The sequence below is a fragment of the Opitutaceae bacterium TAV5 genome (genome assembly GCA_000242935.3).
In the GTDB taxonomy this organism is placed as follows: Bacteria; Verrucomicrobiota; Verrucomicrobiia; order Opitutales; family Opitutaceae; genus Geminisphaera.
This window is the reverse complement of the sequence record CP007053.1, coordinates 6,447,847-6,463,714: the sequence shown is the minus strand read 5'-3', so window position 1 is coordinate 6,463,714 and position 15,868 is coordinate 6,447,847. Positions and strand designations below refer to the sequence as shown.

Annotated in this window: 14 protein-coding genes and 1 tRNA gene; 7 read left to right on the top strand and 8 right to left on the bottom strand. The window is 64.8% G+C overall.

The genetic code is table 11. The features are described 5' to 3' along the window. Window positions 1-3: 3 nt before the first annotated feature. Window positions 4-441 carry a hypothetical protein gene (locus tag OPIT5_27275; protein AHF93371.1) on the top strand — a complete coding sequence of 146 codons (438 nt, stop codon included), beginning with the start codon at window positions 4-6 and terminating at the stop codon, window positions 439-441. 135 nt (window positions 442-576) lie between these two features. Here OPIT5_27275 and OPIT5_27270 read toward each other — a convergent pair whose 3' ends face one another. Together OPIT5_27270 and OPIT5_27265 are read right to left on the bottom strand one after the other, a co-directional pair. Continuing rightward, window positions 577-876 (bottom strand): hypothetical protein, encoded by a 300-nt coding sequence (locus tag OPIT5_27270; protein AHF93370.1) that lies wholly within the window; start codon window positions 874-876, stop codon window positions 577-579. 6 nt (window positions 877-882) lie between these two features. Next, entirely contained in the window at window positions 883-1,581 is a 699-nt protein-coding gene (locus tag OPIT5_27265) for a transposase (GenBank protein AHF93369.1), read from the bottom strand. 202 nt (window positions 1,582-1,783) lie between these two features. Between OPIT5_27265 and OPIT5_27260 the strand changes: the two genes are divergently transcribed. Continuing rightward, a complete protein-coding gene (locus OPIT5_27260) occupies window positions 1,784-2,536 on the top strand; it encodes a short-chain dehydrogenase (GenBank protein AHF93368.1) in 753 nt (250 codons plus the stop codon). Window positions 2,537-3,325: 789 nt separating this feature from the next. Here the strand turns inward: OPIT5_27260 and OPIT5_27255 are convergent. The 6 genes from OPIT5_27255 to OPIT5_27230 all read right to left on the bottom strand — a co-directional run bounded on the left by OPIT5_27255 (window position 3,326) and on the right by OPIT5_27230 (window position 10,488). Further along, window positions 3,326-3,400 (bottom strand) — tRNA-Asn (locus OPIT5_27255). A gap of 326 nt (window positions 3,401-3,726) precedes the next feature. Continuing rightward, complete coding sequence (locus OPIT5_27250) at window positions 3,727-4,662, bottom strand: succinyl-CoA synthetase subsunit alpha (protein AHF93367.1); 936 nt, start codon at window positions 4,660-4,662, stop codon at window positions 3,727-3,729. A gap of 84 nt (window positions 4,663-4,746) precedes the next feature. Then, window positions 4,747-5,928 carry a succinyl-CoA ligase gene (locus tag OPIT5_27245; GenBank protein AHF93366.1) on the bottom strand — a complete coding sequence of 394 codons (1,182 nt, stop codon included), beginning with the start codon at window positions 5,926-5,928 and terminating at the stop codon, window positions 4,747-4,749. 149 nt (window positions 5,929-6,077) lie between these two features. Continuing rightward, window positions 6,078-6,761 carry a hypothetical protein gene (locus OPIT5_27240; GenBank protein AHF93365.1) on the bottom strand — a complete coding sequence of 228 codons (684 nt, stop codon included), beginning with the start codon at window positions 6,759-6,761 and terminating at the stop codon, window positions 6,078-6,080. Next, entirely contained in the window at window positions 6,754-9,180 is a 2,427-nt protein-coding gene (locus tag OPIT5_27235; protein ID AHF93364.1) for an endonuclease, read from the bottom strand. Before OPIT5_27235 ends, OPIT5_27240 begins: the two co-directional genes overlap by 8 nt. Before the next feature lie 30 nt (window positions 9,181-9,210). Continuing rightward, window positions 9,211-10,488 (bottom strand): glycosyl transferase family 1, encoded by a 1,278-nt coding sequence (locus tag OPIT5_27230; protein ID AHF93363.1) that lies wholly within the window; start codon window positions 10,486-10,488, stop codon window positions 9,211-9,213. 200 nt (window positions 10,489-10,688) lie between these two features. Between OPIT5_27230 and OPIT5_27225 the strand changes: the two genes are divergently transcribed. From OPIT5_27225 to OPIT5_27205, 5 genes are all read left to right on the top strand, one after another. Further along, the gene (locus OPIT5_27225; GenBank protein AHF93362.1) at window positions 10,689-10,955 is read left to right on the top strand and encodes a glutaredoxin; all 267 of its coding nucleotides are present in this window, start codon (window positions 10,689-10,691) and stop codon (window positions 10,953-10,955) included. Further along, window positions 10,952-11,083, top strand: a complete 132-nt coding sequence (locus tag OPIT5_27220; protein AHF94794.1) for a hypothetical protein — start codon at window positions 10,952-10,954, stop codon at window positions 11,081-11,083. Before OPIT5_27225 ends, OPIT5_27220 begins: the two co-directional genes overlap by 4 nt. After that, window positions 11,083-11,667 carry a dephospho-CoA kinase gene (locus OPIT5_27215; GenBank protein ID AHF93361.1) on the top strand — a complete coding sequence of 195 codons (585 nt, stop codon included), beginning with the start codon at window positions 11,083-11,085 and terminating at the stop codon, window positions 11,665-11,667. Before OPIT5_27220 ends, OPIT5_27215 begins: the two co-directional genes overlap by 1 nt. Window positions 11,668-12,771: 1,104 nt before the next feature. Next, the gene (gene rho, locus OPIT5_27210) at window positions 12,772-14,025 is read left to right on the top strand and encodes a transcription termination factor Rho (protein ID AHF93360.1); all 1,254 of its coding nucleotides are present in this window, start codon (window positions 12,772-12,774) and stop codon (window positions 14,023-14,025) included. Window positions 14,026-14,092: 67 nt separating this feature from the next. Continuing rightward, window positions 14,093-15,820 (top strand): type IV fimbrial assembly protein PilB, encoded by a 1,728-nt coding sequence (locus OPIT5_27205; GenBank protein AHF93359.1) that lies wholly within the window; start codon window positions 14,093-14,095, stop codon window positions 15,818-15,820. The last annotated feature ends 48 nt before the right edge of the window (window positions 15,821-15,868 follow it).

Genomic DNA, 15,868 nt, shown 5'->3' with positions numbered 1-15,868 from the left:
ATCATGAAGCTGAAAAAAGTAATCCTCCTCGCCGCGGCCCTCGGGCTGGCGGTTTCGCTCAACGCCGCGGACAAAGTGATCGCCGGCCCCAAAGGCGGCCGGCTGCTGGAGACCTCGCCGCAGAAAGCGGAGTTCTTCGTGAACGCGGACCGGAAGGTGGAAATCACCTTCTACGATGCGGCGCTCAAGCCGGTCGCGCCCGCCGCCCAGGTGGTCGCCGTGACCGCGGAGCTGAAGAGCGGCCGCATCGCGCTCGAACTGGAGAAAACCGCCGCCGGTTTCGTGTCGAAAGAGCCCCTGCCGCAGGGCGAACCCTACCGCGTGGTGGTGCAAGTTCGCGAGACTCCCGAAGCAAGTCCGAAGAACTTCCGCGTCAGATTCGATCTCCACACCTGCGGCGGATGCGATCGGCCGGAGTATGCCTGCACGTGCGGGCATTGAGATCGTATCATGCTCCTCAGGACAGCACGGTGCGCGTTTTGATCGTGCTGTGCCTGCCTGTGAAGAGCGGACGTGCCAGAAGCGAAGGACACGAAAAAGGCGGCCGGATTTGCCGGCCGCCCGTTGAGGCGAGGGTTACTCGCTCTGGTCGGATTTCAGTTCCGCGAGCCGTTCGAAGATGAACGTGTGCGCCTGGTCGGCCAGCTTGGCGACGAGCGGGAGGTCATCACGGCCGAAGCTGTCGGTGTCGTGATAGTTCCTGGCGTCGTCCACGTAGGTCCGGGCGAAGGTCACGTTGTAGAACGTCTTCCGGTCGGCTTCGTTTTCCCACACGGCGGCCTTGATGCGGCCGAGGCGGAAAGTTTTCACCGGCAGTTTGGCGTTGGCTGGGGCGTTCCGGGTTTGCGGAGTGGAGGGAGCGGTTTTGGTAGGCATTTAATTCTATTTTGTTAAATTAAAATCGGATTTCTGGCGGGCAGTTTTCCTGCGGCGCCGGAGATCGTCTTCGCGGGCGAGGTGGCGGCGGGCGATTCTGCGCAAGACCTCTTGTCCGGTGCGGGGGCGGCGGGGCAGATAGAGCTCGAGCAGCTCAGTGATGTCCCGCACCGAGAGCAGGGGGCGGCCTTGCTTCGCGAGCCTTCGTTCGATCAGGGTGAAGAGCTGGGCGAGGCAGACCAGGGCGACGTGGTGGTGCCAGCCGGTCCAGCCGCGCAGTTCGTAGTCGGCCAGGCCCAGTTCGCTCTTGGCGTCCTGGAAGGAGCGTTCGATCCAGAAGCGCTGGGCCTGCATGAAGGCCAGGCGCTCCCGGGTCGTTTCGACCGGAGGATTGCCCAGGGAGTATTTGCGCGAGCCGCCGGCTTCCTCGCGCACCACCAGCCAGCGGGCCCGGGCGGCCTTTCCGTCCCACTGCCACACCCGTGCCGCCCAGATTCGCACGCGCAGGGAGCCCCTGGTGGGGGCGCGCACCGTCACTTCGCGGGCCTGCTCTTCGAAGCGTTCCCTGGCCAGTGCCTCCACCGCAACCGGAGTCGCCAAAAACTCCGGCCGGGTGGCCGGACGCCCTCGCCGACGGAGGCCGGCAGCGGGCCTCGGTGTGCGCGGTTCGCTCGTGGACATGAACCGTCCCGCCAGCCCCCGCACGTCTCGCGTGTCATTTTTTTTAACGGCCGCTGTGCCGGCCGGATCAACTGGCGAAGAGCCTGACCGGACCCCCGCGGAAATTGCAAAATCTATTTTAACAAAGTAGAATTAAAAAGCCGTCCAAAAAATAGTCAGGCCCATTCATTCGACCGTTTTTGTAAAATCGCCGGTTCAGGGTAGGATGAATCCCATCGTACGCGCTATGAAGACATTTACCGACAAAGTGGTTCTCGTTACCGGCGGCACCTCCGGCATTGGCCGGGTCACCGCTCTCGCTTTTGCTCAAGAAGGGGCCAAGGTTGTCGTTGTCGGGCGGCGGGAAAGCGAGGGCGCCGAATCCGTCGCTCTCATCGAGCAAGCAGGCGGCAAAGGACTTTTCGTGCGGGCCGATGTTTCGGTCGAAGATGAGGTTGCCGCAATGGTCGCGCAGACTGTTGAGGTGTTCGGCGGATTGAATTTCGCTTTCAACAATGCGGGTGTTTTTCTCCCGCCCGGACCCATTACCGAGGTCACGACTGAGGCCATCGACCGCATCCTGGCCGTCAACGTGCGCGGCGTCGCGCTTTGCATGAAGCACGAAATCCCGGCCATTATTCGGAGTGGTGGTGGCGGCATCGTCAATACCGCCTCGTTTCTCGGTATCCGACCTTTTCCAGGCACGGCGATATACAACGCGAGCAAGTTTGCGGTCATCGGATTAACCAAATCGGCGGCAGTGGAGTTCGCTGCACAAGGGGTCCGGGTCAATGCGGTGTGTCCAGGCGTGATCGACACACCCATGAACGCGGAGATACGGGCGGAAGAAAGCGGCCGCGACTTTCTCAATGGACTGCAGCCGATGAAGCGCACGGGTCGCCCTGAAGAGATCGCTGGAGCGGTCCTTTACCTGTGTTTGCCGAGCGCAGGTTTTATCACGGGCACAACTCTCAGCGTGGATGGCGGAATTACGGTGTAGACGTAAATGAGCTGATCTAACAAGGCACCGCGGGCGGTGCGGAGGCCAAGCGCACCTTTGAAGCGATGATGAAGATGGGGAAAATCGAGGCAGCGCGTCGGCGGGTGAAGCCGAATCCGCAGGAACGGCAGTCGAACCGGCAAAAGCGGGCGCGTTTTGACCTCGATTGGCTCATTGCGGCAACCGCCTGCTTTCAGGGGATTATTTTAACCCGAGTTCGTCAGTTTGTGTATTGGCCCAAAAAGGTATCAGAGGCAAGGCCTCCGGGGGGAGGTTGCGGTTACGAGGGAGACTCGCTCGCCCACCTTGGCCTGCGTCTGCCGAAAGGCCCGCCCATCATCGCGAATGTAGTGCCGAAAACGCCTCGGAATCACCGCAACAAAACCGTTCCGCAAACTGACGAACTCGGGCCAGTTCTCTTTCCAAGCCCTGTCTCGTAGAACTCTTGGGAGGCGAGTTCGTAGGACGAAGAGGGTGACACCCAACCACGGTTGGTTCGCTTTGATCAACCTGCACACCATATTTTTGGCATTTCTATGCTTTGGTGATCGGAACACTTCCCCTCGGGCGGGACACTGCCTCCGCGCTCCACTAGCGTTCTGACTTTCGCCCATGTGGGGCGGGCGTTCAACCGGGCTGCACCCGCGATCACTCAGCACGCCGCCCTAAAAGCCAAGCGAGGGAGAGTGGGAAGCCAGCGATTAAAAAGTGGCCCCAAAGTGGCCCAAGGCGTTTTAAAATCGGTCAAAAAAAGACCTCAAAAACTTTTGCAAGTCTTTGAGGCCAAAGTGGCTGCCCGGGCTGGGGTCGAACCAGCGACCAAGTGATTAACAGTCACCTGCTCTGCCACTGAGCTACCGGGCAATGGGGGTTGGCAATCAAAGACTAACAGGGACGACGTCCACTCTTTTCTTCGAGTACCGTAAAATTGCTCCATGCTGTGCGAAAGAACTGGCGCGGGGCGCCCTTTGACCTGTCGGAAGGGTCATTAGTAGGTAGCCCCGGAACACCCTCGCAAGAGAATTTTCCGTTTTTTTGCAGATCATGGTCCGGCCTCCTCCAGAAGAAGGGAAACGACGACGCAACAACGTTGCGCGCTCATCCGGCAGCCGAAAAACAGCGGGCGCGTTCCGGATGGGGAACGCGCCCGTGCAGATGGCAAGCGTTGTCGGGAATCTCGGGTGGCGAGATCAGCTCAGCTTGACGCCCCGGGCCTTGGCAACGCGCAGGAGGGCGTCGGCCATGTCGCTGGGGGTTTCGGCCACCTCGATACCGCACTCCTTGAAAACGGCAATCTTGGCGGCGGCGGTGTCCTCTTTCCCGCCGACAATCGCGCCGGCGTGGCCCATGCGGCGACCGGCGGGGGCGGTCGCTCCGGCGATGAAACCGGCGACGGGCTTTTTGCAGTTTTCCTTGATCCAGCGCGCGGCCTCGACCTCGGCGCTGCCGCCGATTTCGCCGATCATGATGATGCCGTGCGTGTCGGGATCGTCGTTGAACATCCTGATCACGTCGAGGTGCGAGGTGCCGTTGACCGGGTCGCCGCCGATGCCGACCGTCGTGCTCTGGCCGATCCCTTTGGTCGTGAGTTGATAGACGGCCTCGTAGGTGAGGGTGCCGGAGCGGGAGACGACGCCGACGTGGCCTTTCTTGTTGATGTAGCCGGGAGCGATGCCGATGCGGCAGCCGCCTTTGGAATCCTTGCCGTCCCCGGGGCATACGAGGCCGGGGCAGTTGGGGCCGACGAGGCGGGTCTTGCCGGTGAGCGTGGTGCGCTGCATGGCGCGTTTCACGCGGACCATGTCCTTGATCGGGATGCCTTCGGTGATGGTGACGACGAGGTCGAGGCCGGCATCCACGCCTTCGAGAATGGCGTCGGCGGCGAAGGGCGGGGGCACGAACACGGCCGAGACCGTGGCGCCGGTGGCTTTCACGGCCGCCTTGACGGTGTTGAAGATGGGAACCTTGTGGTTCTCGTGAATGAAGAACTGCCCGCCCTTGCCGGGCGTGACGCCGGCGACGATTTTTGTGCCATAGTCGAGGGAGAGTTTCGCGTGGCGGCCACCGAAGTCGCCGGTGATGCCCTGGACGAGGACCTTGGTTTCAGGTGTGATGAGAATGGACATGGGAATTTTCGATTTCTGATTTTCGATTGTTTGCCGTTTTGAACGTGTATCGGATTTCCGGATGCGTGTGCAGCGCGGCCGGCCTCAGGCGAGGAGTTTCACGATCTTCTGCGCGGCGTCGGCCATGGTGTCGCCGCTGACGATGGTGAGACCGGAGGAGGCGAGCGTGGCCTTGCCGGCGGCGACGTTGTTGCCCTCGAGGCGGACGACGAGCGGAAGCGTGAGCCCCGTCTCCTTGACGGCCTCGACGATGCCGGTGGCGATGACGTTGCAATCCATGATGCCGCCGAAGATGTTCACGAAAATCCCCTTCACGTTCTTGTCGCCGAGGATGATCTTGAAGGCGGCCACGACCTGCTCCTTCGTCGCACCGCCGCCGACGTCGAGGAAGTTGGCCGGGTTGCCGCCGTAGTGCTTGATGATGTCCATCGTGCTCATGGCGAGGCCGGCGCCGTTGACGAGGCAGGCGATGTTGCCGTCGAGCGCGATGTAGGAGAGGTTGAACTTGGACGCCTCGATCTCCTTGGGGTCTTCTTCGTTGAGGTCGCGGCAGGCGACGATCTCGGGGTGGCGGAAGAGGGCATTGTCATCGAACGACACCTTGGCGTCGAGCGCGAGCACCTGGTCGTCGGACGTGGTGACGAGCGGGTTGACCTCGACCATGGAAGCGTCGGTCTCCCAGAACATCGTGTAGAGATTCTTGATGAGTTTCGCGGCGTTCTTCGATTCGGCGGGACTGAAGCCGAGGTCGAACATGAGTTCGCGCACTTCGAAATCGGCGAGGCCGAAGGCCGGGTCGATGAAGACCTTGAAGATCTTTTCGGGCGTCTCGGCGGCGACTTTCTCGATCTCGACGCCGCCTTCGGTCGAGGCGACGATGACCGGCCGGGAACTGGCGCGGTCGAGGAGGATGGCGAGGTAGTACTCGTTACGGATTTTGCACGCTTCGGTGAAATAGACGGTGTGGACCTTGCGGCCGGCCGGGCCGGTCTGCGCGGTGACGAGGGTGTTGCCAAACATCTTTTTGGCGTACTCGAGGGCGTCGTCCTTGGTCTGCGCGAATTTCACGCCGCCCTTGAAGCCGTCGGTGAAAGTGCCCTTGCCGCGTCCGCCGGCATGGATCTGGGACTTGACGACGACGGGGCCAGGGGGGAACTCCGCGAGGGCGGTCTTGAACTCCGCCGGTGATTTGACGGGGATGCCCTTGGGTGCGGGTACTCCGTATTTCTTGAACAATTCTTTGGCCTGATACTCGTGGATGTTCATGAGAAAGCCTCCACCCTGTCACAGCGGGGGATGGCATGGCACGCAGAAACTTGTCCCATTGCTTGTTGTAGAAGCTGCGTTTTCTGGACGGAATGACAGCAAGTAGCAGGTGGGGCGGCTTTGTGCTGGAGGAGGCGCAATGCCGGCGGCTATGTCTTCGCATCCGAAAAATACCGGGCCCGCAACGCGCGCAGGCAGACTCCGCAGACGATGAACAGCACGACGTAGTAACAGGCGAGCGCGGCGATCTTGCCCGGCGTGAGGTCGTTGCTGAAATCGCCGCCGGTTACGGAAACGACGGCGCGCAAGGTGTGCAGCGCGGTGCTGAGCGTGAGCAGGAGGCGGAGCGGCACGCCGATGAGGGGAAGCAGGTAGAGCTGGACGGAATAGGGGATGCCCGGCATCAGGCAACAGAACAGGATCATCGGCACGTGCGTGCCTTTCGGGAAACGCTGACGCCAGCTTTCCAGACGTTTTTCGAATGTGCCGGGAGCGAGGTTCACGAGCGCCCAGCCGAAGAAGTGATGCAGCAGGGTGGTCGCGGCAACCGCCAGCATGCCGGGGCCGATGCCGAAGCGCACGCCGGCGGCCACATGCAGCACGCTGACCGGAAAGCCGATCATGGGCAGCAGCGTGAGCACGAGCAGCACGAGCCACCAAGGCAGGCGGTCGGCCCGGTCGTGGAGCGCCTGGAGATCGAGGTGGTGCCCCCACAGGCCCAGACCGGCCGTTGCGGCGGCGACTGCCAGCGCGAGCAGCAATACCCGCAGCGTCACGGCAAACGGACCGAGACGGAAAAACACACGTCGGCGGGCGGAGGGCGCGTCAGTCATGGAGAACGAGGTCGGCAACGAGCGGCAGGTGATCGGACGCGCGCCGGGTGAGCTGGTTGGACGGCGCATCGACGCGAACCACATCGAAATGCCGGGTCACGAAAATATGATCGAGGCGGCGCACCGGGAAAAACGACGGGAAGGTGCGGCAGGCCACATGGAGTGGAGCGTGCGCCTGCACGTCGCGAAACACCGCCGCGCCGTTGACCGCCCGCCAGGGAGAGACGAGCCGCCGGTAGAGCGCGCCGCCGGGAGCGAGGTTGAGGTCGCCGAGAAAAATTGCGGGCTGGCCGTCGCCGATGCCGCCGAGCCAGTCGGGCGCGAGCAGGCGGTCGATCTGGGCGACGCGTTCGGGCGTGGCCAGGCCGAGATGCGTGCCGACGACGGCGAGTTCACGGCCGGCCAGCGAGACGCGTGCGGCCAGCGCATCGCGCGGCTCGATGCGGGGCCGGCCGCCGTCGGGGAGGCGGATGCGGTGGGTGGCGACGACCGGTTCGCGGGCGAGAATGGCATGGCCGTACCGTTCGTCGCCGCGCTCGATCGACGGGCAGAAGGCGAAGTGCAGGCCCAGTTCGCCGGCGAGCCACGCGAGCTGGTCCTCGTGCCGCGAGCGCAGGCGGCCGCTTTCGAGTTCCTGCAACGCGACGATGTCGGGATCGAGATCGCGCAGCACGCGGGCGATGCGCGCGGGCGCGAACCGCCCGTCGGTGCCCTTGCAATAATGCACATTGTAGGTGACGACGCGCAGGTGTCTGGCCGACGGCGGCGGCAGGCGGCGGCGGTGCGGCGTGTGCGGGGTGCGGCCGAGGTGGCGCAGCGCGGCGTCGCGAAGCGCGGCCGGCCGGACGATGCCGGAATCCACCAGATGGTTCGAGGCCGGCGGCAGGATGAGAAACCCCTGCACTTCGTCGGGCGAGGGGCCGCAATGCGCGCCGTTTTCCCAGGCAAAGCTCACGGGCTGGCGGAGCGGATCCGGATGCCAGCCGAGCGCGACGAGGTCGCCGGCGTGGGGATGGCGGGCCAGCGCGGCGAGGTCGACGGCGATGACCGGGCGCAGCTCCTCCGGTCCGCGGACCAGCGTGGTGTCGGCAGGCAGGAGATGGACCGCGCCGCCCGGTTCGTGCCACTCGACGGCCTGCGCATCGCCGCTGACGCAGCGGAGCACGCCGGGCACGCCGCCGGCCAGCAGGGCGCGGATGAGGCCGGTCTCCTGGTCGCCGGAAAGCGCGCTCTTGTAATAGATGTGGCCGACGGGGCCGAAACCGGCGACGGCGAACGCGTCGGTCCCGAACAGGTCGAGCCCGGCCCGGGCCGCGAAACGGGCGGCGCGCGCGGCGTCTGCCGTGCTTCGGGTGCCGACGGCCTGCGAACTTGCGTTCGCAGCTACAGTCGCCGCTACGTTTTCAGCTACGGCGTCCGGCCAGTGGCGACGGACGAGCCCTTCGAGGCCGCCCTTGCAAAGGCGTTCGAAGGGCGTGGTTCTCACCTGGCCGTGATCGCTGAAAATCCAGGTCTCGTAGTCGCGTCCCTCGGAGCGTCGCGCGGCGACATGGAGCAGACGGATGGCGCGGTCGATGCCGCGGAGCGTCCAGCGGGCAAAGGCCGAATCGGGGCCGCGGCGATGCGCGTGTTCGTCGTAACCGAGAAAGTTGACGTGGATGACGGGCAGGCCGCGGGCAAGGTCGATCTTGACGCCGAGGGTGACGAGTTCGCGCAGCCCGATGGCGACAAACACGCGGGCGAGGATGAAGGTGATTTCGCGGCGGCTGCGTCCGTCGATCAGCCCGCGCACGGCGTCCCGGATGGCGATCACGATTTCGAGCGGGACGAGCACCAGTAACCGGAGCACCGAGGGGAGGTGCAGGAACGAAAAGAGCAGGATGTTGCGGAGCTTGCCCGTGCGCCACATGTCGCCGACGCCGAGGCTGGCGGAGCAGAAATGGCTCTCCGCCTGGGTGGCGCCGCCGGTGTAGATGTTGCTCCAGGAGGAGCCGCCCTGGAGGAGGCCGACGGCGCCGCCTGCCGTCATGCCGGATTCGATACGCCTGGCGCGTTCGGCGGAGATCATCGACCCGATGGATTTGCCGTCGGGATCGAGAAACCCCCAGCCGGGCACGGCCGTGCGCACGCCGTAATACAACTCGGCCTGCACGGCGGGCGTGCTTGCAGGGAGGCCGCTGTAAAAGGTGCGCAGCTCGCAACCGTTGTGTTCGAGAAGCCGGGCGAGGAAGGGCATGCGGCCTTTCCCGAGAGCGATTTCGAGCTGGCGGCGCGAGAGGCCGTCGATCTGCACGAGAAGGAGGCCGGGCGCGTGGGCGGGCGCCTCCGTGCGAGGCAGGCGGAGGCGATTGACGATCCATTCGGAACGGCTGAAACGTCGGCGCCAGCGGCGCAGGGCGGCTCCCCAGTTGGTCAGCATGCGGCGGGCGGAGGGCAGGCGACGCTCCGCTCAGGCGAGGGCGTCGAGCACAGCGGCGGCCTTGTCCGCGATAAGCCGACCTTCGGTGGCGATGCGTTCGATCAGCGGGTTGACGATCCTGTCGACGGCGGATTCCGTTTCGTGCGCGTGGCGATGGCGTTCGCGGACTTCCGCATAGACGCCGAGGAGCGCGCGGCTGGTGACGGCGCGGTCGAAGCGGGCCGCGGTGGCGCGCGCGGCGGCGGACCATTCGCGAAGCAGGGCAGGGCGCTTCAGCGCCTGGGCGAGGGCACGGGAAAACTGCTCCGGAGTCGCGTTGGTCGCGAGGAGGCGTCCGTTGCGCCCGTCCTCCACGACCTCGCGGGCGCCGGAGGCATCGAGCGCGACGACCGGCGTGGCCGAGGCCATGACCTCGGCGAGGACGAGTCCCTGGGTTTCGGAGGTGGAGGCAAAGGCGAACAGATCCATCGCCGCGCAGGCATCGCGGAGCTTCGCACCGCGGAGCGAGCCGGTGAACACCACGCGGTCGAGCACGCCGCGCGCGCCGAGGATTTTTTGCATGTCCTCGCGCGCGGGCCCGTCGCCGACGATCAGCGCACGGGCGGCGGGCAATGCGGAAAGTGCCCGGGCGAGAGCGTCGGCGAGGTACCCGGGATTTTTTTCGGCGGCGAGCCGCCCGAGGTGGCCGATGACAAAGGCGCGGGCGGGGATGCCGAGCCGTTTTCGCGCGCGGGCGCCGTTGCCGCGCGCCAGTTCGCGCGTGTCGATGCCGGTGGGCACGACGTGGACGGGAACCTCGACGCCGCGGCCGATGATCAGATCGCGCACGCTTTCGCTCGGGGCGATGACGGTGTCGCAGCGGTTGGCGTAGCGCGTGGCCAGTTCGGCGGCGAAGTCCTGGAGCGGTCCGGAGTCGAAGGGCAGGTAGTGCGTGTAATGCTCGTAGAGCGTGTGGTGGGTGAACACGAGCGGCACCTGGCGGGAGGCTGCTTCACGCAAGGCCGTTTCACCGAGGAGAAACGGATGGTGCGAGTGAAGGATGTCGGCCTTGAAGCCTCCCAGCCGCGAGGAAAACGTGGCCGCGGCGGGCAGGCGGACGGAAAAATCGCTGTGGTTGAAATTTTTCAGCGCGGCGATCCGTTCCACCGAACACTCGATGCGGCCGGGCGCGGGGCCGTCGGCAAATTCGGGAGCGACTACCAGCACGCGATGATGCGCGCGGCGCTGGTCTTCGAGGAGCGTCTGCACGGCGCGGGCAACGCCGCCGATGTGGGGAAGAAAAGTGTTGGTGAAGTGGCAGATTCGCATGGGTGGCAGTCCGTGATCCTGGTCGGGTGGTGCGGTGCGTTTCTGTACACTCCGGGAACGAGCGCGCGGCTCGTATCGGCCAGAGGCGCAGAACCTTTCGCACAGCTCGCGGAGTTTCGCAAAACCCGCCGGCGCATTCAGGGAAGGAGTGCGGCAACGCAGCGGGTGGCGCCGGATGCGAATGTGTGCCATGGTTGAGGATGAATCCTGAAAACCTGCCGATTCTTTACATCAAGTCCGGCTGCCCCTGGTGCGAGGATGCGGCCGGATTCCTCGACGAACACGGCATCGGCTATCGCCGGAAAAATATCGAAAAAGATCCCGCCGCCCGCACTGAAATGGAAACGCTTTCCGGCCAGAGCAAGGTCCCTGTCCTCGACTGGCACGGCACGGTGCTGACCGACTTCGGCACCGACGAACTCGTCCCGTTCCTGCGTTCCCGGAACGTGAAACTCGAGGACAGTTGAGCCGCGTCCCCGCCATCCCTGCCGTTGCCGCGACGGGTTCCGCGCCGGCGGAACGCATCCTCCCGTGCAGCCGGCGGCGGCAGGTTTTTGTTGCTCTCGCCGGCGGCAACCGCCAACGGGATGTTTGATGTTAATCGGACTCACAGGCGGCATGGGCTGCGGCAAATCGACGGCGGGGCGCCTGTTCGCGGAGGCCGGTTTTTTCCGCATCGATTCGGACGAGATCGTCCGCGACCACGTGCTCACCGCGCCGGCGGTCGTCGATGCGCTGCGTCACCGCTGGGGGAGCGAGGTGGTGAGCGAGTCCGGCGCGATCGATCGCCCGGCGCTGGCGGCGCGGATTTTCGCTCGGGACGAGGATCGCCTCTGGCTCGAAGCCCTCGTCCATCCGCGCGTCCGGGAGATCTGGAAAAACCTCGTTGCGAACGCTCCGGCGCCCGATCAGGTGGTGGAGGTGCCGCTGCTTTTCGAAAAAGGTTTGGAAAAAGAGTTTGATTTTGTCGTGTGTGTCGCCGCATCGTCCCCGACTCAGTTTGCGCGGTTAAAAGAGCGCGGAATTCCCCGTGCGCTCGCCGAACAACGAATCCTGAAGCAATGGCCTTTGGCTCAAAAAACAGAATTGGCTGATTTCGTGCTCTTCAACGACGGCACTACCGACTTCCTCCGCGAACAGGTAACGCTCCTCGTCAGACGATTGCGGACCTGCGGCTGATTTGCTGCCACGTCCCGATCCTCGCGCGCCGGAAGCTTTTTTTCCGTCAACCTTCCCGTCAACCCGACCCACCGAACATCCCCTCCCATCCCTTTGGCCGCTTCAGGCGGCACAACCCTCCCGTATTACATGGACGAAACAGAGACCTCCTCCGCGGCCGACTCAGCCGCGCCGGCTACCAGAAAAACCCGCAAGCCTGCGGCCAAACGCGCGACCACGGCCACACCCCGTGCCCGCGCCGCCAAAGCTTCCGCCAAGGCTGAACCCGTCGTCGACACGATCGAGGTCGCGCCTGCCGCTCCCGCTGCTCCCAAGGCGTCGCGCACCCGCACCCGCACGAAAACCGGCAAGACGGGCGGCAAGGCCGCCGCGAGCGAGGCGCACCCCGAGCTGCCCTTGCAGGGCTTCGAACCGGTCGCGCCCGGAACCGCTCCCGCCCCGGTCGAGCCTCCGCCACCCGCTCCCGTGCCGGCGGAGCGTGAGCCGCGTCCCGTTTTCCGTCCCGAACCGTCCGCCGACAAACCGGCCGCCGGATCGTCCGGCACAGAAACGCCCGCTGCCTCCGCCGCCGGTCATGCTGACGCGCCTGCCGGCCGGGTGGAGCGCGACGACAGGCCCGGCAACGACGATGCAGGGCAGGGGAGTCCGGCCGCGCCCGCCCCCGCTGGCGTCACCGACCACAGTCCGGAACCGTCCGGTGCATCGACTTCCGATGCAGCGCCGGCAGCCGATGCGCCGTCCGGCCCGTCCGACTCTTCCGCTCCGTCTTACGGCAACGGTAACGGCGGCGGCCATTCCAATGGTGGCGGCGGCAAGAAGATCAAGGACGACCGCCCCTGGTGGGAGCGCAAGAAAGACAAGAAGAAGCAAAAATGGCTCGAAAAACAGGGCCAGCGTGGCGGCGGCGGAGGCGGCGGTGATCGTCCCGACCGCGCACCGGCCCAGCCCCCGCCGCCGGACTTGCGTCCGGTCTACGGCGAGTTGCCTTCGCCCAACCGGTTTACGGATCTCGCCGCGCTCGACACGCTGGCGGCCGGCATTGCCGCGGCTGCGGCGGCCGCTCCGGAACCCCTGCCCGCTGCCGCGCCTGCCTCGGGCCTCCCGATCGCACTCGACCAGCTCTACGCGCTCACGGCCAAGGAGATCACCGCCCGGGCCACGGCGCTCGGGGCCACCTTCGAGGCTCCGCCCTCGCGCAAGCTGGCTCTGGAAGCCTTCTTCAAAGCCGCCGCCACGCAAAATCTCCCGATGACGGACCGCGGCTGGCTCGACATCACGGACAAGGGCTACGGCTTCCTCGTCCACGAGCACGTCAACTACCGCCTCTATCCGGAAAACACCTATGTGCCCGAATCGCTCGTCAGGCGTTACGGGCTCAAGCGCGGCCACCAGATCCAGGCCTGGGTGACCGCGCCCGGCGAAGGCGAACGTTGCCCGGCGGCCGTCGGCATCCGCAGCGTCATGGGCGGTTCGCCCGAAGACGTCGCCCGGGTCGTCGCCTTCGAGGAGCTCATCCCCTATTACCCGCTCCGCCGCATCCTCATGGAGGCGCCCGAGATCCACAAGGACATCTCGATGCGCGCCGTGGACCTGCTCACGCCGATCGGCTTCGGCCAGCGCGGCCTCATCGTGGCCCCGCCCCGCACCGGCAAGACCGTCCTCCTCCACAACATCGCCAACTCCATCTCCAACAACTACCCGGAGGCGAAGCTCATCATCCTCCTCGTGGACGAGCGTCCCGAGGAAGTCACCGACTTCAAGCGGCACTGCAAGGGCGAGGTCGTCTCCTCGACCTTCGACGAGGCGCCCGAAAGCCACGTGCATGCCGCCGAGATGGTCATCGAAAAGGCCCGCCGGCTCGTCGAAAAGGGCGGCCACGTCGTCATCCTGCTGGACTCGATCACCCGTCTCGCCCGCGCCTACAACGCCCTCGCCTCCAATTCCGGCAAGATCATGTCGGGCGGCGTCGAGGCCACCGCGTTGCAGAAACCCAAGCGTTTCTTCGGCTCCGCGCGCAACATCGAGGGCGGCGGCTCGCTCACCATCCTCGGCACCGCGCTCATCGACACCGGTTCGCGCATGGACGAAGTCATCTTCGAGGAGTTCAAGGGCACCGGCAACATGGAGCTCCACCTCGACCGCGGCCTCTCCGACAAGCGCATCTTCCCGGCCATCAACATCGACCGCTCCGGCACCCGCAAGGAAGAGCTCATCTACCACCCCGACGAAATGCAGCGCGTGTACGGTTTGCGCCGCGCCATGCAGGGCATTCCGCCGGTCGAGGCGATGGACATGTTCATCCAGCGCCTGAAGAAAACCCGCACAAACGCTGAATTTTTGTTGAACCTGAGCCGTTAGCGAACTGCTTTGTCCCACTTCCACTCAGCACATTCCCACCTGGCCTATCGGCTCAACGACATCCCCCGTGACATCCGCCGATGATTTCGTCATCCAGCTCGCCCTCGACAAGGGCCTGCTGACACAAGAACAGATTGATACCGCCCGCGCGATCATCGCGCAGCACACCGACCTGACCCGGCCGCCTCCCAAGGTGCTCGAAGTGCTCACGTCGGAGCAGCAGATCACCACGCAGCAGATCTCGAAGATGCTGGCCGACGAGTTCGGGATGCCGCTGATCGACATGCACGCGCTCCGGCCCTCGCCCGAGTTGCTCAAGAAGATGACCCGGGCCATCGCCTCGCGGTACAAGGTCTTCCCGGTCGAGCTCACCGGCCACACGCTCCGCATCGCCATCAGTGATCCGCTCGATGTCGATACCATCGACAACCTTACCCATCTCCTGAAGCTCACGATCGAGCCGGCCATCGCCCCGCTCGACGAAATCGAAAAAGCCATCGAGCGCTATTACGGCAAGGATGCCGCCACGCTCGACGCCCTCCTTGACGACTTTTCCGCCACCGACGAGTCGCAGATCAACACCGTCACCGAAGCCGCCGCCGGCATGGCCTCAGGCGACGACGTGGATGCGCCGATCATCAAGCTCGTTTACCAGATCATCCTCGAGGCGATCCAGCGGCGCGCGTCCGACATCCACCTCGAGCCGCTCGAAAAAAGTTTCCGCGTCCGCTACCGCATCGACGGCGTGCTCATCGAGGTCGACGGCCCCGCCAAGCGTCTGCAACTCGCGGTGATCTCCCGCGTGAAGATCATGGCCAACATCTCGATCGCCGAAAAGCGCATCCCGCAGGACGGCCGCATCCAGATCAATTTCAGCGGCAAGCAGATCGATCTTCGTGTCTCCTCGCTCCCGACCGCGCATGGCGAATCCATCGTCATGCGTATTCTCGACAAGGAAGGCCTCTCGCTCGGTCTCCCCGAGCTCGGTTTTCTCAGTGACGACCAGGCGACGATGGAGAAGATCATCTCGATGCCCGACGGCATCTTTCTCGTCACCGGCCCCACCGGTTCCGGCAAGACGACGACGCTCTACTCCTGCCTCCACTTCATCAACAAGCCCGACCGCAAGCTCATCACCGTCGAGGACCCGGTCGAATACCAGCTCTCCGGCGTCAACCAGGTGCCCGTGCGCCACGAAGTCGGCATGACGTTTGCCTCCGCCCTGCGCGCCATGTTGCGCCAGGCGCCCAATATCGTGATGGTCGGTGAAATCCGCGATCTCGAGACGGCCGAAATCGCGATCAACGCCTCGCTGACCGGTCACATGGTGTTTTCCACGCTCCACACCAACGACGCTCCCGGCGCCGTCACCCGTCTCATCGACATCGGCGTGAAACCCTTCCTCGTGTCGACCTCGCTCCGCGCCGTCATGGCGCAGCGCCTCGTCCGCAAGATCTGCAAACACTGCAAGAAGCCCTGGGTGCCCGATCCCCGCGAACTCCGTTCGCTCAACATCACCGCCCAGCAGGCGTCCGGCGCGACCTTCATGAAAGGCACCGGCTGCGCCGAGTGCCACAACACCGGCTATCGCGGCCGCTCCGGCATTTTCGAGATCTTCATCGTCAACGACGAAATCCAGCGGATGATCTACGACAACGTCGGCACCTCGCGGCTCCGCGAGAAAGCCCGCTCCCTCGGCATGCGCACGATGCGCGAGGACGGCGTCCGCAAGGTTCTCGGCGGCTACACCACCATCGAGGAAGTCGTCTCCATCACCGTCGGCGACGCGAATTGAGTTATTTCAGACCAGACCATATCGGACCGATCAGTTGATCGGTCCGGC